The organism is Halorubrum lipolyticum DSM 21995, assembly GCF_000337375.1.
Taxonomy (GTDB): Archaea; Halobacteriota; Halobacteria; order Halobacteriales; family Haloferacaceae; genus Halorubrum; species Halorubrum lipolyticum.
The window spans coordinates 35,165-55,667 of the sequence record NZ_AOJG01000004.1; the positions used below are offsets into that span (position 1 = coordinate 35,165).

At 69.0% G+C, this 20,503-nt stretch carries 22 protein-coding genes; 10 read left to right on the forward strand and 12 right to left on the reverse strand.

Annotation, left to right across the window (positions count from 1 at the left end):
• Positions 1 to 71 precede the first annotated feature (71 nt).
• Positions 72 to 1,184, reverse strand: a complete 1,113-nt coding sequence (locus C469_RS01565) for a succinylglutamate desuccinylase/aspartoacylase family protein (RefSeq protein WP_008003218.1) — start codon at positions 1,182 to 1,184, stop codon at positions 72 to 74.
• 102 nt (positions 1,185 to 1,286) lie between these two features.
• The gene (locus C469_RS01570) at positions 1,287 to 1,802 is read right to left on the reverse strand and encodes a CNNM domain-containing protein (RefSeq protein ID WP_008003221.1); all 516 of its coding nucleotides are present in this window, start codon (positions 1,800 to 1,802) and stop codon (positions 1,287 to 1,289) included.
• A gap of 408 nt (positions 1,803 to 2,210) precedes the next feature.
• On the opposite strand from C469_RS01570, the gene C469_RS01575 reads away from it, so the two are divergent.
• Positions 2,211 to 2,726, forward strand: a complete 516-nt coding sequence (locus tag C469_RS01575) for an SRPBCC family protein (protein ID WP_008003222.1) — start codon at positions 2,211 to 2,213, stop codon at positions 2,724 to 2,726.
• A 27-nt stretch (positions 2,727 to 2,753) separates the two neighbouring features.
• On the opposite strand, the gene C469_RS01580 is transcribed toward C469_RS01575, so the two are convergent.
• Together C469_RS01580 and C469_RS01585 are read right to left on the reverse strand one after the other, a co-directional pair.
• Positions 2,754 to 3,236: a VOC family protein gene (locus C469_RS01580; RefSeq protein WP_008003224.1), complete on the reverse strand. Its 483-nt coding sequence runs from the start codon at positions 3,234 to 3,236 to the stop codon at positions 2,754 to 2,756.
• 95 nt (positions 3,237 to 3,331) lie between these two features.
• Positions 3,332 to 3,781, reverse strand: coding sequence for a DoxX family protein (locus C469_RS01585; RefSeq protein WP_008003226.1), 450 nt, complete (start codon positions 3,779 to 3,781; stop codon positions 3,332 to 3,334).
• 69 nt (positions 3,782 to 3,850) lie between these two features.
• Between C469_RS01585 and C469_RS01590 the strand changes: the two genes are divergently transcribed.
• Positions 3,851 to 4,258, forward strand: a complete 408-nt coding sequence (locus C469_RS01590) for a winged helix-turn-helix transcriptional regulator (protein ID WP_008003228.1) — start codon at positions 3,851 to 3,853, stop codon at positions 4,256 to 4,258.
• A 3-nt stretch (positions 4,259 to 4,261) separates the two neighbouring features.
• Here the strand turns inward: C469_RS01590 and C469_RS01595 are convergent, their stop codons facing one another.
• A complete protein-coding gene (locus C469_RS01595; RefSeq protein ID WP_008003230.1) occupies positions 4,262 to 4,483 on the reverse strand; it encodes a hypothetical protein in 222 nt (73 codons plus the stop codon).
• Between the two features lie 119 nt (positions 4,484 to 4,602).
• Between C469_RS01595 and C469_RS01600 the strand changes: the two genes are divergently transcribed.
• Entirely contained in the window at positions 4,603 to 5,064 is a 462-nt protein-coding gene (locus C469_RS01600; RefSeq protein WP_049910913.1) for a hypothetical protein, read from the forward strand.
• 38 nt (positions 5,065 to 5,102) lie between these two features.
• On the opposite strand, the gene C469_RS01605 is transcribed toward C469_RS01600, so the two are convergent.
• A complete protein-coding gene (locus C469_RS01605; RefSeq protein ID WP_008003234.1) occupies positions 5,103 to 5,381 on the reverse strand; it encodes an acylphosphatase in 279 nt (92 codons plus the stop codon).
• Positions 5,382 to 5,496: 115 nt separating this feature from the next.
• On the opposite strand from C469_RS01605, the gene C469_RS01610 reads away from it, so the two are divergent.
• From C469_RS01610 to C469_RS01635, 6 genes are all read left to right on the forward strand, one after another.
• Positions 5,497 to 6,990 carry a phosphoglucomutase/phosphomannomutase alpha/beta/alpha domain I gene (locus C469_RS01610; RefSeq protein ID WP_008003236.1) on the forward strand — a complete coding sequence of 498 codons (1,494 nt, stop codon included), beginning with the start codon at positions 5,497 to 5,499 and terminating at the stop codon, positions 6,988 to 6,990.
• A 93-nt stretch (positions 6,991 to 7,083) separates the two neighbouring features.
• Entirely contained in the window at positions 7,084 to 8,175 is a 1,092-nt protein-coding gene (locus C469_RS01615; RefSeq protein ID WP_008003238.1) for a BMP family lipoprotein, read from the forward strand.
• A gap of 143 nt (positions 8,176 to 8,318) precedes the next feature.
• Complete coding sequence (locus tag C469_RS01620; RefSeq protein ID WP_008003240.1) at positions 8,319 to 9,917, forward strand: ABC transporter ATP-binding protein; 1,599 nt, start codon at positions 8,319 to 8,321, stop codon at positions 9,915 to 9,917.
• Positions 9,914 to 11,260, forward strand: coding sequence for an ABC transporter permease (locus tag C469_RS01625; RefSeq protein WP_008003242.1), 1,347 nt, complete (start codon positions 9,914 to 9,916; stop codon positions 11,258 to 11,260). The genes C469_RS01620 and C469_RS01625 overlap by 4 nt, the downstream gene beginning before the upstream one ends.
• Entirely contained in the window at positions 11,253 to 12,305 is a 1,053-nt protein-coding gene (locus C469_RS01630) for an ABC transporter permease (protein ID WP_008003244.1), read from the forward strand. Before C469_RS01625 ends, C469_RS01630 begins: the two co-directional genes overlap by 8 nt.
• A 166-nt stretch (positions 12,306 to 12,471) precedes the next feature.
• Positions 12,472 to 13,842 carry a geranylgeranyl reductase family protein gene (locus C469_RS01635; RefSeq protein ID WP_008003246.1) on the forward strand — a complete coding sequence of 457 codons (1,371 nt, stop codon included), beginning with the start codon at positions 12,472 to 12,474 and terminating at the stop codon, positions 13,840 to 13,842.
• A 267-nt stretch (positions 13,843 to 14,109) separates the two neighbouring features.
• Here the strand turns inward: C469_RS01635 and C469_RS16600 are convergent, their stop codons facing one another.
• From C469_RS16600 to C469_RS16990, 6 genes are all read right to left on the reverse strand, one after another.
• Positions 14,110 to 14,376: a hypothetical protein gene (locus C469_RS16600; protein WP_147587225.1), complete on the reverse strand. Its 267-nt coding sequence runs from the start codon at positions 14,374 to 14,376 to the stop codon at positions 14,110 to 14,112.
• Between the two features lie 206 nt (positions 14,377 to 14,582).
• Positions 14,583 to 15,860, reverse strand: coding sequence for an amidohydrolase (locus C469_RS01640; protein WP_008003248.1), 1,278 nt, complete (start codon positions 15,858 to 15,860; stop codon positions 14,583 to 14,585).
• Positions 15,861 to 15,930: 70 nt separating this feature from the next.
• A complete protein-coding gene (locus C469_RS01645; protein WP_008003250.1) occupies positions 15,931 to 16,215 on the reverse strand; it encodes a DUF6360 family protein in 285 nt (94 codons plus the stop codon).
• Positions 16,216 to 16,231: 16 nt separating this feature from the next.
• Positions 16,232 to 16,654, reverse strand: coding sequence for a universal stress protein (locus C469_RS01650; RefSeq protein ID WP_008003252.1), 423 nt, complete (start codon positions 16,652 to 16,654; stop codon positions 16,232 to 16,234).
• Between the two features lie 150 nt (positions 16,655 to 16,804).
• Positions 16,805 to 18,610, reverse strand: a complete 1,806-nt coding sequence (locus C469_RS01655) for a nitrite/sulfite reductase (RefSeq protein WP_008003256.1) — start codon at positions 18,608 to 18,610, stop codon at positions 16,805 to 16,807.
• A 290-nt stretch (positions 18,611 to 18,900) separates the two neighbouring features.
• Positions 18,901 to 19,044, reverse strand: a complete 144-nt coding sequence (locus C469_RS16990) for a hypothetical protein (protein ID WP_160163054.1) — start codon at positions 19,042 to 19,044, stop codon at positions 18,901 to 18,903.
• Positions 19,045 to 19,287: 243 nt separating this feature from the next.
• Here C469_RS16990 and C469_RS01660 point away from each other — a divergent pair.
• A partial coding sequence (locus C469_RS01660; RefSeq protein ID WP_008003257.1) for a molybdopterin-dependent oxidoreductase occupies positions 19,288 to 20,503 on the forward strand: 1,216 nt, incomplete at its 3' end.

Sequence of the window (20,503 nt, forward strand, 5' to 3'; positions counted from 1 at the left end):
AAAGCCACGCCCGCGGCTATCACCCGCGAGAACGCGGCGGACGGGACGGTGGACGGGGACTCAGAGTTCCGTCAGTCGTCGGCCCACGAGTCGCCGTGCGAGCGATACCCGTCGAACTCACCGATCTCGATCTCGCGTTCGATCTCCCGTCGCGTCTCCCCGTCGAGCTGGGCGATGTGACAGAGGGGGTGGCCAGGCGCGGCGACCGGGTTCTCCAGCGAGCCGAGGATCAGCCCGTCGAACGGCGCTTCGACCGCGTGCTCTGCCGTCTTGAAGTGGTTCGTGACGGTGCAGATCGTCTCGCCTTCGTACACCAGCGGATAGGGTCCCCACTCCATCTCGACGAGGCCGCCGGTGTCGGCGCGGAGCCACCGCTTCGTGCTGTCGGCGGCGGTCGACTGGAACCAGCCCGGCCAGTGGACCGCCTCGCCGGGGGTGAGCTCGTACTCGGCGAGGACGCTCTCGACGCCCTCCAACGCCTTCTCGATGAGCACCGGCTGGAACCGGTGGGCGCGCCCCATCTCGACCGTGACGGTCGGGATCCCGTCCGCGGTCGCCGTCGACCGGAGCGACCCCTGATCGCCGGCCCCGTACAGGACCACGTTCGTCGCGAACGCCCGCGCGAGCCGCCGGACGCCGGGGTCGTCGAGGTCGGCGCGCGCGTGGTAGATGGTCGTCCGGTTGCGGGTCGACGTGTGGAAGTCTAAGCCGAGGTCGCACTGCGCGACGAACCGCCGGTAGATGCGGTTGGCCATCCGCTCGGTGGTGTTCGAGCGCTCCTTTCCCGGGAACGATCGGTTCATGTCCTGGTCGTAGATGGGGGTGTCGCGGCGCTGCGCCTCGTAGGCCGGGACGTTACAGACGTGGAGACAGACCACCGTTCCGTGGATCTCGGCGGGCGAGTAGCGGTCCGCGACCTCCTGGACCACCTTGACCCCGTTGAGCTCGTCGCCGTGGATCCCGGCGCTTAAGAAGAGCGTCGGCCCGCCGGCCTCGCCGTTGACGATCGTCACCGGCATCTCGATCGGGTCGCCGAGGTACGTCTCGCCGACCTCGTACCGGATGTGTCGCTTCTCGCCCGGGTCGACGACGGCGTCGTAGCGGAACGGTTCGGGCTCGCGGCTCGCTTCGGACGGCGGCTCCGACTGCGAATCCGAACTCGACTCGGACTGCGGGTCGCTCATGGCCAGAGGTCGTAACACGGGGATAAAATCCCTCTGGCGGCGGTGGCCGCGCGTCGAACGCGACGCCTCGAGGATCGAGCGGTCCCGACGATTCAGTCCCCGTCAGTCCGTGTACGGCTTCTCGATGTTCGCGTCGCCGCTGATGTACGCGTTCATCCGACGAGTGATCCCGTCGAACAGCGTGATCAGCGGCGAGAGGAGGCGCTCGACCAGTCGGATCGGGGACGCGATCCGCAGCGACCACCGCTCGGCGTTCCCGAGACCGAACGCCTTGGGGACGATCTCACCGAACACGAGGACGAGAAAGCTCGTACAGACGGTCGTCACCGCGACCGCGCTGCCCGTGGGGAGGTAGCTGGCGACCAGCACGGTCACGATGCTCGAGATCGCGATGTTGACGACGTTGTTTCCGACCAGCAGCGTCACCAGCAGCCGGTGGGGATCGTCGTAGAGCTCCTTCAGAACGCGCGCTCGGGGATCGTTCGTGGCGGCCTGCTGCTCGAACCACTCGGCCGGCAGCGAGAAGATCGCGGTCTCCGAGCTCGAGAAGAACGCGCTGAGCGCTAGCAACACCATCACCGTCGCGATCCCGGCCAACCCGAGTGTGACTCCGACCATGCGCTCTATTTAAATACAACGTCAAAGAGGGTGTCGGCCGGACACCGGCGATCGAAGCGGATGCGCTCCGCTCCCGCGTCGATGCGCGAAGCGCCGATACGTCGTGAAAACGACTGGTAAGTAGCGATAAGCGGTGACAAGCAGTACTCAGAAAACGGACTCTCTAGCTACTCCTCTTCTTCCTCTTCTTCGACGGGCCCTCGTCCTCGTTCCCAGACGCCCTTCGCCGAGGTGTCGTTCGGTGCCGTGTGCGAGACGTCTTTCATGGTATCGCGGTCGTCTGCCATCTTGAAGCTGGATAGCGAGGATCACCGTATTAACCCTTCGTGGAAAGAGATAATGAGTCCTGATACCATTTAAGGAATTAATATGTGTCGGCTTAACTACGACGAGACCGTTGGACGAACTGTGAATAATCAGCCTTGTCTCGGCGACGAATCGGACGGTCGTTTCGATCTCGGGGGCTGCGGCGAGGAGTCCGCGTCGACGGTCGTCCGCGAGGGAGCGACGCTCGCCGTGGGTCGCGACGTCGCGGTCGCGCCGGCGGTCGCCGCCGAGTACCTCCGCGACACCCGCAGGTGGCCCGACTGGGGACCGGCGATCGACGCGGTCGAGAGCGACGACCGATACGTGACCCGCGGGACGACGGGAGAGGTGCGCGTCGCCGGCTCGTGGCTCCCGTTCCGCGTGACCGCCTGCAACGGTCGCCGCTGGGACTGGCGGATCTCCGGGATCCCGGCGACCGGCCACCGCGTCGACAGCTACGCCGGCGAACCCGACCGCAGCCGCGTCGTCGTCGAGGTGCCAGTCGTCGCGGCCTGGTACGTCCCCGTCTGTCGGCGCGCGCTCGACCGGTTCGCGGCGCTGGTCGAGGACCGGTCGGGCGAGAAATCGACCGAGCGCGCGATCGACATCGACGCCTGACGGCCCCGATTCGCACCGTGGGGCCGATCAGCTCTCGTAGCCTTCCTCGAACGGGTCGATCTCCTCGCTGCCGGGCTCCTCCTCGTCGCGGGTGAACCCCGGCCCCTGAGTCGCCAGCTCGAAGACGAGCCCGTCGGGGTCGCTGAAGTAGATGCTCTTGAAGTAGGTTCGGTCCTTCACCTCGGAGACGCGCACATCCTGCTCGCGGAGGTGGGCCTGCCACTCGCGGAGCGTCTCTTCATCCTCGACGCCGAACGCGAAGTGATGGCTCGCGCCGGGGCCGGGGGCGCCCTGCGAGCCCGGGTACTCGAAATAGGTGACGTTGGTCCCCGGCTCGCCCGTCGGCGTGGGCGAGAAGTAGTAATGCGGCGTCCCCGGGTCGTCGTAGTTCTGCGTCCGCTTGACGGTGTACCAGCCGAGCGCGTCCTCGTAGAACGCGACGGTCTCGTCCATGTCGGTGCAGATGTTCGTCACGTGGTGCAGTCCGGTGGTGGGCGGCGCGTCGGTCATAGCTGTGTGATAGGTCGTCGGGAAGACAGTTAGTCGTACTGGCGGCTCGAAAACGGTCGGGAGCGCGTCGTTTCGTTCGGGATCGGTCGGGTCGCTCAGAACAGCCCGAGGCTCACCGCGTAGGGCCACGCGGTGCCGCCGACGGCCAGCAGCGCGAGCGCGGCGCCGGCGCCGTAGACGTTCTTGAGGAAGCTCGTCATCTCGCTCTGCTTCTCCTCGGGGTCGTCGACCGACCAGAAGTCGTGCATCGTCACGGCCGAGACGAGCAGGAAGACGGCGAGCGCGCCGGCCGCGAGCACGGGGAACGCGCCGGCCGCGACGCCGACCCCGCCGAGGACCAGAACGAGCCCGGAGGCGATCACCGAGAAGCGCGGCGCCGGGAGGCCCTTGAACTCGGCGTAGCCGGTCATGGTGTCGACGTCCATGAAGTGGTTCAGCCCCATGAACGCGAGCGTGACACCGAACAGGACCCGGCCGAGCAGGAAGATCTCGCCCGCGAGGGGAGTGTCGAGCTGTAGCGGTATCGTCGCGATTTCTGCTAACATTGTGTAACCACATATACGGACGTAACCTATTTATCGCTTCCCGGACAATATGGTTAGTAGGTAACATCGATGTCATCGCAGGACCTCGCCGGCGCCGAACCGGCGGACACGACGGACTCAGAGCCCGACACGGACGCGTCCTCCGACCCGAGTGCGACTTCGGCCCCGGACACGCCGTGTCCGGTCGTCGACTCGCTCGAGCAGATCGGCTCGCGCTGGCGGCTCGTGGTCCTCCACGAGCTGTTGAACGGCGAGTCCCGTTTCAACGAGCTGAAACGCGAGACCGACGCGAACGCCCGGACGCTCTCGCGCGTGCTCGACGACCTCCAGGAGACCGGCTTCGTCGACCGCCGGCTGGAGGAGGACTCGCCCGTGGCGACGTACTACAGCCTCACGCCGAAGGGCGAATCGCTCGCGCCCGTCTTCGAGGAGATCGACGACTGGGCCCACGAGTGGCTCGCCGAGTGCAGCAACTGACTGTCAATCTGGCCGCGCCGAGCCCGGAGCGGCCCGTCTGATCGCCGGCCAGAAGGGAACGAGAAGCGCCGCAGCGACGACCGCCAGCGTCGGCACGGCCCACTCGACCGGGAGCCACGCGGCCACGATGACGGCCGTGAGACCGAAGACGGCCACCAGATAGACGGCGACGAGGATCTCGACGGAGCGGAACCGGTCGGAGACGGGAGCGGGAATCGGAGCCATGACAATGGGGCGAGTGTGTGGCGAGTCGAGTCCACTCGACATACGCTTTGTGCCCGCCCGGCCCCGGCGAGACCGATCCCACCGAAAGCGACACCCTCCTCCGACCCGTACGGATCGGCGTGTACGCCGGACTGAAGAACACCCCCTGTTGCCTGTGCGGCCGCGACGACACCCACACCCGGATCGCGGTGCCGCCGCGGGCGATCCGGCTCATGGAGAACGGCGAACCGATCGCGTGGCGCGACGTGGTCGGGACGGTGACGCTCCGCTTCTGCGCCGACGACTGGGACCTCGTGAGCGATCTGGCCGTCGAGATGGACGCGCATCCCCTCTCGCGGTGTAACGCGGCCCACGTCTCGCTCGACCTCCGCGAGGACCACGAGGCGCTGCTGTCGGCGACGAAGGCCGAGACCGACCAGACGGAGTTGGAGGCGCGAGTCGAGTCGGAGGCCGAGGCGACGCTCGACGCCGTCGGCGACCCCTACACCGAGGAGCGCGACGTGGTCGAGGCGATCGTCGCGTTACGCGCGCTGGAGGAGCTCGGCGTCCGCGACGTGTCGAGCGATCCGGTGGCGCCGTAGCGCGCCGTCGCGCGCCGGCGATATTTAAATACGCCCGCCTACCACCGAACCTCGAACCCGTCCAGTCCCTCCGGCTCCCCGTACGTCGCGTCGACGCCGTCGACGTCGGCCGCCTTGCTGCCCGTCTCGCACCACGCGACCAGCTCCTCGACGGCCGCGTCGGGGCCCTCGAAGACGGCCTCGACGCGGCCGTCGTCGAGGTTGCGAACCCAGCCGTCGACGCCTTTCTCCCGGGCGGTGTCGCGGGTCGTCGCGCGGTAGTAGACGCCCTGTACGCGCCCCGAGACGTACACGTGTGCTCGCGTTCGGTCGGTCATCGGTGACGGCTGCGTCCGCCGGAGAGTTAAAAATCGCGGGGCCGTCGCGAGAGATCGATCCGGACGGCGACCCGCAACCGACGACTTCTAACTCCTCGCCGCCGAGACCGGAGGTATGGACTTGTTCGGAACCGCGGGGATCCGCGGCGGCGCCGAGACCCGAGTGACGCCGGAGCTCGCGCTGGCCGTCGGTCGCGCGGTCGCGGCGGAGGTACGGGAGGCCGCTGACGGAGACGCGCCCGCCGAGGTCGTGCTCGCTCGCGACGGGCGCGTGACCGGCCCGGCGCTCGCGGCCGCGATGGAATCGGGGCTCGCCTCGGGCGGCGTCCGGGTGCTTCGGGCCGGGCGGCTCCCCACCCCGGCGCTCGCGCACGCCTCGCAGGGGCGGTACGGCGTGATGCTCACGGCCTCGCACAACCCGCCGACCGACAACGGGATCAAGCTGCTCCGGGACGGCAGCGAGTTCGACCGGGAGGCCGAGCGCGCCGTCGAGGAGCGCGTCGCGGGCGAGGAGCCGCCGGCGGCGTGGGACGAGTGGACCGAGGCGGAGCGCGTCGACACCCTCGGCGGCTACCTCGACGCGGTCCGCGCGTACGCGGAGGGGTTCGGCGACGACCTCGACGGCCTCCGGGTCGCGGTCGACTGCGGAAACGGGATGTCCGCGCCCGCGACGCCGACCGTCCTGCGCGAGCTCGGCGCCGAGGTCGTCACGCTCAACGGGAACGTCGACGGGCACTTCCCCGGCCGCGGGAGCAAGCCGACCCCGGAGACGCTGCGCGACCTCCGGGCGTTCGTCGCCGACGCTAACGAGGGCGTGGCAAATCCCGGTCGCCCGGGCGGGAGCGGCGATGGAGGCGATGGAGGCGACGGAGACGACGGGGACGACACCGAGGGGTTCGCCTTCGGCATCGGCCACGACGGCGACTCGGACCGCATCGTGATCGTCGACGACGCCGGCGACGTGGTCCACGAGGACACCGTCCTCGCGCTGCTCGCGGAGCGGTACGCCCGCGAGAGCGACGCCGCCGACCCGGTGGTCGTGACGACCCCCAACGCCTCGGGCCGGATCGACGAGCGCGTCCGCGAGGCCGGCGGCCGGGTCGAGCGCGTCCGCCTCGGCGCGCTTCACGAGGGGATCGCGGCGGTGCGGGCGGAGGCCCAGTCGGCGGGGACGACCTCGGACACCCGCGTCGTCTTCGCCGCCGAGCCGTGGAAGCACATCCACGTCGGCTTCGGCGGGTGGATCGACGGGGTGGCCTCGGCGGCGGTGATCGCCCGGCTCGTCGCCGAGTCGGGGCTCGAGGCGCTCCGCGAGCCGATCGCGGAGCGCCCGTACCGCAAGGTCAGCGTCGACTGCCCGGACGACGCCAAGCCCGACGTAATGGACCGACTGGCGGCGGCTCTCCCGGACGCCTTCCCGGACGCGACCGTCGACACCGACCACGGGGTCCGGCTGGAGTTCCCGGACGCCTCGTGGACGCTGGTGCGCCCCTCGGGGACGGAGCCGTACGTGCGGGTGTACGCCGAGAGCGACGAGGTCGACGAGCTGATCGCGAGCGTCGAGGCGGTCGTCGAGGACGCGGTCGCCGCGGTCGACGGCGGCCAATAGGCGACGGCCGTTCTGCGGTATCGAGCGAACGCGCGACGCCGAGACGGGGAGAGCGACGAATTTATGCCGCGTACCCGCCCCGTTGTAGGTGACATGGCATCCGACTTCGATCGGCGGCGGTTCCTCAAGGCGGCAAGCGCGGCGGGCCTCGTCGGCCTCGCCGGCTGTAGCGGCGGACCGAGCGGCGGTTCGGACGGTTCCGACGGCTCTGACGACGTTTCCGCGACGGTCGGGATCGTCTACTCCGACGGCGGGCTCGGCGACAACTCGTTCAACGACGCGGCCCAGCAGGGCATCTTCCAGGCCGAAGAGGAGTTCGGCATCGCGTACGACGAGTCGGAGCCGGACGGCGCGGGCGAGTTCGAGCAGTTCCAACAGCAGTACGCCGGTTCGACGGACCCGGCGTACGACCTGGTCTGTACCATCGGCTTCAACCAGGGCGACGCGCTCACCGAGACCGCGCCCGAGTACGCCGACCAGAACTTCATGATCGTCGACACCGAGGTCGACGAGCCGAACGTCGCGAGCTACCTGTTCCGCGAGCACCAGGGCTCGTTCCTGATGGGCGTGCTCGCCGCGGAGCTGACGCAGATGGACTTCTCCGCGGGCGCGGGCTCCACCGACACCGACTCGACGGAGGTCGGGTTCGTCGGCGGCGTCGACAGCCCGGTCATCCGCCGGTTCCAGGCCGGCTTCGAGGCCGGCGTCGAGTACGTCTCCGAGGACGTCAGCGTCACCACGAGCTACGTCGGCAGCTACGCGGACCCCTCGGGCGGCCAGGAGGCCGCGCTCTCGATGTACCAGGGCGGGGCCGACATCGTCTACCACGCCTCGGGCGCGACGGGCGTCGGCGTGTTCCAGGCCGCGGAGGAGGAGGGGCGGTTCGCGTTCGGCGTCGACCAGGACCAGTCGATCTCGGACGACTCGTTCGCGGACGTCATCCTGGCCTCGATGGTGAAACGCGTCGACACCGCGGTGTACGAGTCGATCTCGAACGTCATCGACGACGCCCACCAGGGCGGCTCGACGGTCGCGCTCGGGCTGGAGTCGAACGGCGTCGAGTGCGTCTACGGCGACCAGATCGGCGACGACGTGCCCGACGAGGTCGTGACCGCCGTCTCGGACGCGCGCGACGAGATCATCGCCGGGAACATCGACGTGCCGGAGACGACCGACGGGAACTGAGCCGGTCCGCCGGGAGCCGCTCCGATCGATCCGCCGATTTCACCACCCGCGTAGCCGCGGTGCCGCGGTCGGCACTCCGGCGCTCTCCGCGCCTCGCGGCCGAATCCGCGCTCTTTTAGGCTCCGGCGCGGAGTTACGGGTGAATGAACCCGGCGGTCCACATGGACGGCATCACGAAGCGATTCCCCGGGGTCGTCGCGAACGACGACGTGGATCTCGCGGTGGAGCGCGGAAGCGTCCACGCTCTCCTCGGCGAGAACGGGGCCGGCAAGACCACGCTGATGAACGTGCTGTACGGCCTCTACGAGCCGACCGAGGGGACCGTCTTCCTCGACGGCGAGCCGCAGTCGTTCGACTCGCCGCGCGACGCGATCGACGCGGGCGTCGGCATGATCCACCAGCACTTCATGCTCGTCGATCCGATGACGGTGTGGGAGAACGTCGTCCTGGGCAACGAGCCGAAGACGTGGGGCGGGCTCCGCGTCGACGAGGACGCCGCCCGCGAGGCGGTCGCCGACCTGAGCGAGCGCTACGGCTTCGACGTGGACCCCGACGCTCGGATCGAGGACGTGTCGGTGGGGGTCCAACAGCGCGTCGAGATCCTGAAGGCGCTGTACCGCGGCGCCGACGTGCTCATCCTCGACGAGCCGACCGCGGTGCTCACCCCGCAGGAGGTCGAGGACCTCTACGGCGTCTTCGAGGAGCTCACCGACCAGGGGAAGACGATCATCTTCATCTCGCACAAGCTCAGCGAGGCGCTGTCGGCCGCCGACGAGATCACGGTCCTCCGCGACGGCGTCAACGTCGGCACGGTCGCGTCCGGCGACGTGACCCGCGAGGACCTCGCGCAGATGATGGTCGGCCGCGAGGTGCTGATGGACCCGGCGACGACGCCGCAGGAGCCGGGCGAGCGAGTGCTGGAGGTGACCGACCTCCGCGCCGACGACGACCGCGGCGTCGAGGCGGTGTCGGGGATCTCCTTCGAGCTCCGCGCGGGCGAGGTGTTCGGCGTCGCGGGCGTGGACGGCAACGGCCAGTCGCAGCTCGTCGAGTCGATCACCGGGATGCGCGACCCGACCGAGGGGTCGATCACCTACCTCGGCGAGCCGATGGCCGGCGAGAGCCGACGCGAGCACATCGACCGCGGTATGGCCTTCATCCCCGAGGACCGCCAGGAACGGGGGCTGGTGATGTCGTACGACCTGACCGAGAACGGCATTCTCGGGAGCCAGCACGACCCGCCGTTCGCCGAGAACGGCCGGCTCGACTGGCGCGCCTCCCGGGACCACGCGGAGTCCGTGATCGAGCAGTACGACGTGCGCCCGCCGAACGCCGACGCCGAGGCGGAGGACCTCTCCGGCGGCAACCAGCAGAAGTTCATCGTCGGCCGGGAGTTCGAGCGCGACCCGGAGCTCGTCGTCGCGATGCACCCGACGCGGGGGGTCGACATCGGCTCCACCGAGTTCCTCCACGACCGCCTGCTCGAACTGCGGGCCGAGGGGAAGGCGGTCCTGTTGATCTCCTCGAAGCTGGACGAGGTGCAGGGGCTCTCCGACCGGCTCGCCGTGATCCACGAAGGGGAGTTCACTGGGGTCGTCGACCCCGGCACGGTGACCGAAGAGGAGATCGGCCTGCTGATGGCCGGCGAGCGACTCGACGACGACTCCGTCGAGGGAGCCGCGCTCCACGACGCCGCGACCGATCTCGCCGGCGATAGCGGGGACGAGGAGGTGGACGCGTGAGCCGCTCCGACGGCGGGTCCGCCGACGGCTCCGGCTCGGATCGGGTCCCCTCGATCGCCCGCCGCGTCGTGACGCCGTTCGTCGACCGCTCGGTCGCCGAGCGCCTCCTGATAAGCGTCGCCGCGATCCTGCTCTCGATCGCCGTCGGCTTCGCCATCGTGCTCGTCTCCGGGCGCGTCGCGCAGTGTAGCACCGCCGCGTGGACGATGCCGGTCACCGGGCTCGGCTTCTGTTACGACCCGTTCGAGGTGTATCTCGTCCTGTTCAACGGCGCGCTGGGCTACCCGTTCGCTATCGGCGAGCCGGGGCTGTTCGACCCGTCGTGGACACCGTTTAACCTCTCGTTCGGGCTGACGCTCTCGGAGACGACGCTCCTGATCTTCACCGGGCTCTCCGTCGCGGTCGCGTTCCGCGCCGGGCTGTTCAACATCGGGACGCAGGGCCAGCTCGTCGTCGGCGCGCTGGCGACCGCGCTGACCGTGCTCGCCGCGGCGCCGTTCCTCCCGGAAGGCCCGGTCGCGGGCGCGGTGCTGATCGTCGTCGGGACCCTCGCCGGCGCGGTCGGTGGGGGGCTCTGGGGCGCGATCCCCGGCGCGTTGAAGGCGTACGCCGACGCCAACGAGGTGATCACGACGATCATGCTCAACTTCGTCGCGGCGAACGTCGCGTACGTCCTCGTGTTGGAGGTGTTCCGCGCCGAGGGCTCGTCGGTCGTCGCCACCCGGTACGTCCCCGAGTACGCGCAGTTCCTCCCGTGGCTCTTCCCGCAGTCGAGCGACTTCGCGCTGCTGGCGCTGCTGGTCGGGGTCGGCTTCATCGCCGGGCTCTACTACCTCGTCGAGCACACCTCATTCGGATACGACCTGCGCACCAGCGGGATGCAGGCGGCCGCGGCCGAGTACGGCGGCGTGAACGCGAAGCTCACGACCGTGCGGGCGATGACGCTGTCCGGCGCGATCGGCGGCGTCGGCGGGTCGCTGTGGGTGCTGATGTCGGAGGGCCGGTGGATGGCGTCGGTCCCCGACCTCGGCTTCGACGGGATCACCGTCTCCATCCTCGCCGGCAACAACCCGCTCGGGGTGTTGCCGGCGGCGTTCCTCTTCGGACTGTTGAAAGGCGGCGCCCTGGAGATCGGCTTTCGAACGGACGTGCCGACAGAGCTCGTCGGCGTGTTGCGCGGCCTGATCATCCTGTTCGTGGCCATGCCGGAGTTCTTCCGGATGTTCGGCCGGTACGCCGGGATAGGGTCGTCGGGGCCGGGCGGTTCCGGCGGGTCGGAGTCGAGCGCTGCGAACGCGGACGACGACGCGGCCGTCGCCGACGGAGGTGAGACCGATGCGTAACCCGCTCGCGGACCTCACGATCCCGGTCCTCGACGACCTGATCGAGTCCGACTACGTGCGGTCGCTGATCGTGGGCACCGTCGGGGTGCTCGGCGTGCTGCTGGTGTTCGGGGCGCTGTTCCCCGAGACCGTCGTCGGCGACCTCTCGGGAATCGTCTTCTCGACGAGCACCGCGGCGTCGACGTCGCGGCTGGCGGCGCCCATCGTGCTCGCCGGGCTGGGCGGCATCTTCGCGGAGAAGTCCGGCGTCATCAACATCGGGCTGGAGGGGCTGCTGATCATCTCGGCGTTCGTCTCCGTCTACGTCGCCTCGGTCGTCGGTATCGGGAACACCGTGCTCGGCGTCCCCGCCATCTGGGTCGGCTTCCTCGGCGGCATCGCGGCGTCGACCGCGCTCGCGGGCGTGTTCGGCGTCGTCTGTATCGAGTTCAAGGCCGACCAGATCATCGCGGGACTGGCGGTCTGGCTCATCGCGCTCGGGCTCGCGCCGTTCATGTCGACGGTGTTCTTCGGCGGCGTCAACACGCCGAACCTCGGTGCGCGGATCGGGTGGCGGTACTCCGCGACCATGGTCGTCGTCGCGACGGTCGCGTCGTGGTGGGCGCTGAACCGCACCGCGTTCGGCAAGCACCTCCGGGCGGCGGGCGAGAACCCCAAGGCGCTCGACACGGTGGGGATATCCGTCTCGAAGGTGCGACACGCCGGCGTGCTGCTGTCGGGCGTGCTCTCCGGCATCGGCGGCTCCGCGCTCGCGCTCTCGATCGGCCAGTTCATCGGCTCCGGCGAGACGATGGTGCAGGGCAAGGGGTTCATCGCCATCGTGGCGTACCTGTTCGGCAACTACAACCCGGTCGGCACGCTTGGGGCGGGCGTGCTGTTCGCCGGGCTCGACGCGACCCAGATCCGGCTCCAGCAGCTCGGCTACGCGGTCCCCGACACGCTGGTCCAGACGATCCCGTACGTGGTCGTCATCGTGGTGCTCGCGTTGGTCGGTCGCACCCGACTGCCCGAGGCCGCGGGCGAACACTACGAGACCGAGGACTGAGCGCAGACCTCGACCCGCGTCCGAGCGCGCTCGACGCGGTCGCGGTTTCGCGTGCTTCGGTCCGACTCCGACTCGCGTTCTTCCGTCCGACTCCGGCTCGTGTCGTCCCGCAGGCGACCGAATCGGGAACAAAGAGTTTTGCCACAGGGGCGACCACGCACGTGGTATGAGCATCGACGAGTACGACGTCGTCGTGGCGGGCGCCGGGACCGCCGGCTGTTACGCGGCCGCGACGATCGCGAACGAGGGGCTCGACGTCGTCATCGTCGAGCGGAAGGACGCGGAGGAGGCCGGGCACATCGCCTGCGGCGACGCGCTGAAGGGCGCCGACGCCTTCCCGGAAGCGATCCCGAAAGACCGGCTGGAGCCGGCGTTCACCAACACCGGCGTCGACCACGGGCGCTTCGAGATCCCGCAGGAGGACACCGTCCTCGAGATCCCGGTCCCGGGCGAGCTCGCCGTCATCGACCGCTGGGAGTACGGCCGGCGGATCATCGCGGGTGCGGAGGACGCCGGGGTCGAGTTCCACTACGACACCGTCATCAACGACGTGGTCCAGACCGGCGACGGGCGGGTCACCGGGCTGCGCGCCAAGCGCGGGGGCGACCCGGTGACCTACGAGGCCGACCTCGTCATCGACGGCGCCGGGTCGCTGTCGCTGCTGCAGGACAAGGCGGACTTCGAGGGGACGACGTTCGACACCAACGTGCGCTACTCGCAGTTCTGCTCGGCGTACCGCGAGATCGTCGAGGTCCCCGAGCCGGTCGAGTGGGACGACGCCCTCGTGTTCAAGGCGACCGACCGCGCCGCGGGCTACCTCTGGTACTTCCCGCGGACGAGCACGGAGATCAACGCCGGGCTCGGCTTCCAGATGAACGAGGAGCCGATGCAGCTCGTCGAGGCGCTGAAACGCGACCTCCGGGACCGCCCCGAGTTCGAGGGCGCGGAGGTCACGGACAAGCTCGGCGCGGCGCTCCCCACCCGCCGCCCGTACGACTCGGCGGTCGCGCCGGGGTACATGGCGGTCGGCGACGCCGCGGGCCACGTCAACCCGACGACCGGCGGCGGCATCGCCGGCGCGGCGTACGCGGGCAAGTACGCCGGCGAACAGGCGGTGAAGGCCGTCTCCGACGGCGACGTGAGCGAGGAGAACCTCTGGCGGTACAACACCCGCGTGATGGACCACTTCGGCGGCCGGTACGCCGGCCTCGACGTGTACAACGTGCTCGCGACCGCGGTGGACGTCGACGACCTGATGGGCCTGCTCGCGGCGCTGCCGGGCGAGAAGCTCGCTGAGGCGCTGTACGAGGGGTCGACCTCCATGTCCTTCGGGCTGAAGCTGAAGGCGGCGGTCAAGAGCTTCGGCTACTGGGGGACGATCCGGAACTTCTACCAGACGAAGTCGCTCGCCGACGAGCTGCTCGACCACTACGGGTCGTACCCCACCAGCCCCGCCGCGATGGCGAACTGGACGGGCGAGCGCGACGCGATCATGGACCGGATCTACGAGACGACCGGCGCGGACGCGAAGTACTGAGTCGGGCGCCGATCGTCCCGCTGTTCGGTGCGATCGTCCGGATCTTCGATCTCCGCGTTCTCCGGTTCGAATCTGTCGAGTTCTTCAAAAATTGTAGGACTCTGACTGGGGTGCGGTCAGTGCAGCGACGGTGGTGAGCAATAGCGGGAGTACGTGTATCAATTTGGCTGATCGGTTGTTTATAAATGATCGACGACTTTGCGGTGAACACCTCCAAAGCCCCAGCCGGTGAGGCGGGCACGCTCGCTGCGCTCCTCACTCGGTCGCTCACTTCGTTCGCTCACTCGTTGCGGTGCTTGTGTCGCCTGTGCCCGCCTCACCGGCTGCCCCTTTGAGTCCCACCCGCCCGCAACTGCCCCGCACCTCACACCTCCCCAGCCTCGTCGCCGGACTGCGTCCGGCTGCAAGCGAGAGCTTCGCTCTCGCCCTGTCGCTGGCGGCGACGGCCGCCAGCGACTCCCTCGCACCGTCGTCGCCGCCGGCTGCCAGAGGGACCTTCGGTCCCTCGCGGTTCGCGGCCTGACGGCCGCTCACCAGGGCGCGCCACCGCACCGTTTTTTATAAGTGATCCTCGGGACCGCTCAGTCTCAGTTAAATACCGTATCACCGTCACCGATCTGCGATACCTACTCCCGCTATCACTCAAAAAACGGGCTTCAGTGACCTGATATTCTATCTTTTTCGGCTTAAAAAAGAATTCACCAACATCGGGTGTTCAGACTCCGCCGTTTTCACGCCTTTTACGGTCGCGTCTCGGCGACGCGTCGGATCGCCCCGGAGAGCACGTCGATTCCGACCGCGATGTCGCCTTCGACCACGTCGAACGTGCTCGTGTGGTGGCCGCCGGGGTGGTCGGTGCCGACGCCGACGTAGCAGGCGAGCCCGCCGCGCCGCTGGACCGACCGCATCAGGTAGGTGGCGTCCTCGGAACCGCCCAGATCGGCGCGGTCGACGATCTCGGTGACGCCGTCGGTCTCGCCGGCGACCTCGCCGACGATCCCGGCGAGCGCGTCGTCGCTCGTCGCGCTCGGAGCCTCCCCCTTTGTCGAGACCTCGACCTCGCAGTCGTGCATCCCCGCGGCCGACTCCAGGATCCGGTCGGCGTGGTCGGACATGTACTCCGCCAGCTCGGTCGTCGCGCCGCGGAGCTCCCCCTCGACGAGCGACTCCTCGGGGATGACGTTCGTCGCCGTGCCGCCGCCCACGAGCCCGGCGTTCACCCGGGTCGGCCCGTCCGCGTGGCGGGGGATCGCGTAGAGGTTCTGGACCGCGGCCGCCATCGCCTGCACCGCGTTCCGTCCCTGCTCGGGCCGCGCGCCGGCGTGCGAGGGCTCGCCGGTGAACTCGGCGAGGAAGTGGCGCACGGCGAGAAACCCCTCGACGCCGCAGACGACCTCGCCGGAGGGGTGATCGAGGCCAACGTGGACCGCGTAGAGGTAGTCCACGTCGTCGAGGTGGCCCGACTCCGCCATCGGTTTGCCGCCCGCGACCTGCTCTTCGCCCGGCTGGAAGAACACCTTGAGCGTGCCGGAGAAGTCGGAGTCGAGGACCGCGTCGAGGGCGCCGAGGCCCATCGTCGCGTGCGCGTCGTGGCCGCACGCGTGCATGTACCCGTCCCGCTCCGAGCGGAATCCCTCAGCGGCGGGAACGTGGTCGCCGTCCGCGGACTCGGTCACCGGGAGCGCGTCGATGTCGACCCGGAGCCCGACCACGGGACCGGGACCGCGCTCGGCGACGGCGACGCAGCCGGTGTACCCGCCCGAGAGCTCGTCGACGATCTCCGGGTCCGCGCCGGCGTCACGGGCGCGCCGTTCCCACTCGGCCAGCTCCTCGTCGTCGGGGACGTTCATGCGGTCGTCGGTCGCCAGCGCCTCCGGCCCGACGTGCAGCTCCGTGAGATCGCGCTCGCGGAGTTCAGTCACGATTCTGGCCGTGGTGTAGAACTCGCACCACGCGGGCTCCGGGTGACGGTGCAGGTCGCGGCGGAACGCGCGGTACGCGTCGTCGAGAGCGCTCATACCGGCCGGAGGCCGCGATCGAGCTTAAAAGGCCCCGTGTCGGCGCGGCTCGCTCCGGTTCGCCGTTCGGTCACGCCGACTCGTCGCCGTCGATCCGGTCCGCGTACCGCGTCAGCGCGGCCGCGACCGTTCTGGCCTGCTCGGGGGTGAGGTCGATCCGATCGGCGTGGTTCGGAAGCCGCTCGACGTCGAGGCCGTCGAGCTCGAACTGGAGTTCGACGCGGTCGGGCTCCTCGCCGGACGCGGTAACGTTCAACACGCCCGAACCCCCCTCGGTCCAGTCGTGACCGAGGGCCGCGCCGTCGACGAACTCCAGGGTGGTGTACGCGGTCACCGACGTGATCCGTTCGTTCATCTCGCTCGGGAGCCGGTCATTCCGGAGTGCGGACCGTGAACACGGGCACGTCGGCCGTCCGGACGACCTTCTCGGTGACGCTGCCGAGCAGGTACTTCTCGATCCCGCTCCGTCCCCGCGTGCCCATCACGATCATGTCGGCCTCGTCGGCGGCGTACTCCGTGATCTCCGCGTGGGGATCTCCCTCTTCGATCCGCGAGACCGCGTCCACGTTCTCGTCGCGGACCCGCCGCTCGAACTCCTCGGTCACCTCCTCGCCCTCGGCCCGGAGGGAGTTGACGTTCTTGCCGCCGCCGGCGCCGACGCCGGCGTACGTCGTGTCCACGACGTAGAGGACGTGAACCCGCGCGTCGAAGGCCTCCGCCTGACTCACCGCGTGCGGGAGCGTCCGTTTCGATGCCTCGCTGCCGTCGGTCGGGAACAGAATCTCGTCGTACATGTGTCGAGTGTGGATCGATCGGTCGCGTCAGTGCAGGGCTACCAGCCGAAGAGCTCGGGCGCGACGTCGGCGGACGCGTGTTGTGCACGGTCGTCCGCGGACTCGTCGACGACAGTCCCGCCGTCGTCCGTCTTCGGACCGATCGTCCGGTCAGTCATCCGACGAGGCCACCCCCGGGTTCGCGGCCGTCGTCCCCTCCTCGGCGAACGGGTACCACGACTGCTTCGCGTCGGTGAGCGACGGATCGACGTAGTCCGTCTCCTCGGGCTCGCACAGCTCCGCGAGCGCCTCGTCGTCGGTCGCGTCCGCCCACTCGCGGAAGGTCTGGCCCGGCTCGCGGCGCGCCGCGAACGCCTCGATCAGGTTCCGGATCGCGCCGGGCGCCTCGTCCGCGGGCACCCGCTGTCGGACGTAGTCGACGAAGGAGGGCTCCTCGCCCATCCCGCCGCCGACGCCGATGTCGACCGCCTCGACCATCTCGCCGTCCTTCCGCGCCCGCATCCCGAGCAGACCGATGTCGGCCGTGTTGGCCTGGCCGCAGTCGGCGGTGCAGCCGGAGAAGTGGATCTTCAGCTGTTCGACGTCGTCCGGCAGGGCGACGTTGTCGCGGAGCCAGCGGAGCATGGCGGCCGTCCGGGCCTTCGTCTCGACGAGCGCCAGCGAGCAGAACTCGGTGCCGGTACAGGCCATCGCGCCGCGGACGAACGGGTTCGGCTCCGGCCGGTGTTTCGCGAGCAGCGGCTCCGCGAGCAGCTCGTCCACCCGATCGGGGTCCACGTCGACGATGATCGGGTTTTGCCGGCGCGTGAGCCGGACTTCTCCGGAGCCGTACTCGTCCGCGAGGTCGGCGAGTTCGATGGCCTCGTCGGCCGGGAGCCGACCGACGGCGACGCTGAGGCCGACGTATCGCTTGCCGTCGCCCTGCTCGTGGACGCCGGTGTAGTCCTGCTTCCCGTCTTCGGGAGCCGACCCGGCGTTGTACGTGTACTCGTCGCGAATGTCCTCGCCGGCGGTCCGCAGGTCGGCGTCGACGTACTCCTCGTCGAGGAGGTCGCGGATCCACTCGGTGCCGTGCTCGTCGACGAAGAAGCGCGAGCGGTTCTTCGCACGGACCTGGCGGCCGCCGTGGTCGTGGTACAGCTCGACGAAGCCGCGGACGACGTCGTACGCCTCGTCCGGGGTCACGAACACGTCGAGGGGACGGGCGACCCGAGGCTCGCGGCCGCCGAGCCCGCCGCCGACGCGCACGTTGAAGCCGAGCGTCTCCTCGCCGTCGCCGGACTCCGTCCGGCTGCCCGTCGAGGTTCCCTCGACGCTGTCGACCTCTTTGCTGGCGGGTTCGAGCCCGATGTCGTTGATCGCGTCCTGCGCGCCGCCCTCGGGAGTCCCGGAGATGCTGATGTTGAACTTCCGGGGCATGTTACAGAGATCGTCGTCGCCGCGGATCTCCTCTTGGAACCGTTCGAGCAGCGGGAGCGTGTCGATCACCTCGTCCGCGTCCTTGCCGGCGACCGGGCTGCCGGAGATGTTCCGCATCGTGTCGCCGCCCGACGACCGGGTGGTCACCCCGACCGACTCCAGCTTCTCCCATATCTCCGGGATGTCTTCGAGTTCGATCCAGTGGAGCTGGACCGACTGGCGGGTGGTCAGGTCGATCCAGCTGTCGCCGAACTCGGGGTTCGAGACGGGACCGGTGGCGTACTCGCGGGCGACCTCGCCGATCGCGCGGAGCTGATCGGGCTCCAAGATCCCGTTGGCGTTGGTCAGCCGCATCATGAAGTAGCCCTCCTGTCCCGAGCGCTGGTGGAACACCCCCCAGAACTTGAACCGGGTGAACCACGCGTCCCGCTCGTCTTCGGGGATCGACTCGAACCCCTCCTCCGCGAACTCCAGTAGCTTCTCCCGCACCTCGTCGCCGTACAGCTCCGATTTCCACGTTTCCTTCTTGTTGGCCATCACCGATCACCCTCGTCGTTGGTGCGCAACCGTTCCGAACCTATATTGGCCGAATAGTGGGTCATCTCGGATAGAAGTTTACAGGATGGAATAAAATACTTCGGCTTTTATAAAAACACAAAATAAGGGAGATAACGAGGCGATCGAAAACCCGTCCGCCAGTGCGAGATATAATTCATCTATTCAACAAGGAAATTATATATGCGGTACCGAAGCGAGACAGAAGTTCACAAATGCAAACGGACGGTTCCGAACCGGGGCGGGGTGCCGGTGCGATACGGGCGAGCGTGTCAGTCGTTGTGGTTGGTATCGTCGGGGTTGTCGGCGTCGTCGACGTCGTTGGTGCCGTCGGCGTCGTTGGCGTCGGGAGTCGTCGGTGAGGCTCCGCGTGTGCACGGGCGGCGTGCGCACGGGAGCGACGTGGGCGCCCCCATGCACAAGCATGTGCGTGTTTATTTAGAAATATTCTGAATAACTAGACGTTCTTTTTCGAAATTCCGGAATCTCATCTATACCAAAACAATTATGCCGGTGATACGGTATGTGGTACTCAGAAATCAACTGATGCGACATCACGTGTACGGGCCACCCGTTTCGGACCGGTCGCGGATCGGAGCCGCCGGCGGATCGTCCGTTCCGGCGCGGCGAGGGGCCTCCACGGCGGAGCGGCACCGCAGATGACCGAGTGGACGCCGACGACGTGTATGCGGTGTGCGGTCGGCTGTGGTCACCTCCAGCAGGGGTACACCAACCACTACGGGCTCGACACCGTCCGCGGCGACGCGTCGCACCCGGTCAACCGCGGGCTCGCCTGCCAACGCGGAATCGACGAGACCGCGAACCCCGACGGCAAGTGGCTGACGCGACCCCTCATCAGGGAGGAGGGGACCCTCGTCCCGACCAGCTGGGAGACGGCGATCGGCACCGTCGTCTCGTGCGTCGAGGACGCGCTCGCCGAGAGCTCGGACGGCGTCGCGGTGCTGGGGAGCGGACAGCAGACGAACGAGGCGGCGTACGCGCTGGGCAAGCTGGCCCGCGGCGGCTTCGGGACCCGGTACTACGACGCCAACACCACCCTCTGTATGGCCTCGGCCGTCACCGCCTACTACCAGGCGTTCGGGAGCGACGCGCCGCCGCCGACGTACGAGGACATCCCCGACGCGCGGACCCACGTCGTCTGGGGCGCGAATCCCGCGGTGGCGCACCCGGTGATGTACCGGTGGATCGCGGACAGCGCGAGCGACGACGACGGCGAGCTGATCGTCGTCGATCCCGTCGAGAGCGAGACCGTCGACGACGCCGACCTGCACGCGCAGGTCGACCCCGGTACCGATCTGGCCTTCGCCCGGGCGGTGTTGGCGCAGATCGTCGCGGACGACGCCGTCGACCGGGAGTTCGTCGCCGAGGCGACGACCGGCTTCGAGGCGACGGTCGACTCGTTGCCCGCGGTCGAGGAGGCCACGGAGACCGCCGGCGTCCCGGTCGAGACGGTCGAGCGCGTCGCCGACGCCATGACCGACTCGACGCTCGTCTACTGGGGGATGGGCGTCAACCAGAGCGTGCAGGGGACCGCGACCTCGCGGGCGCTCATCGACCTCTGTCTGGCTACCGGGAACGTCCGGCCCGGGAGCGGCCCCTTCTCGCTGACCGGGCAGGCGAACTCGATGGGGACCCGCGTCTGCTCGTCGAAGGGGACGTGGCCCGGGCAACGCGAGTTCACCGACCCGGAGCAGCGCCGGACCGTCGCCGACGCGTGGGACGTTCCCCGAGACCGGCTCCCGGACGACCCGGGGCCGGGACCGGTCGGCATCGTCGACGCCGTCGCGGACGGGCCGCCGGAGGTGTGCTGGACGGTGGCGACGAACCCGGTCGCGGGGATGCCGGACGCGAGCC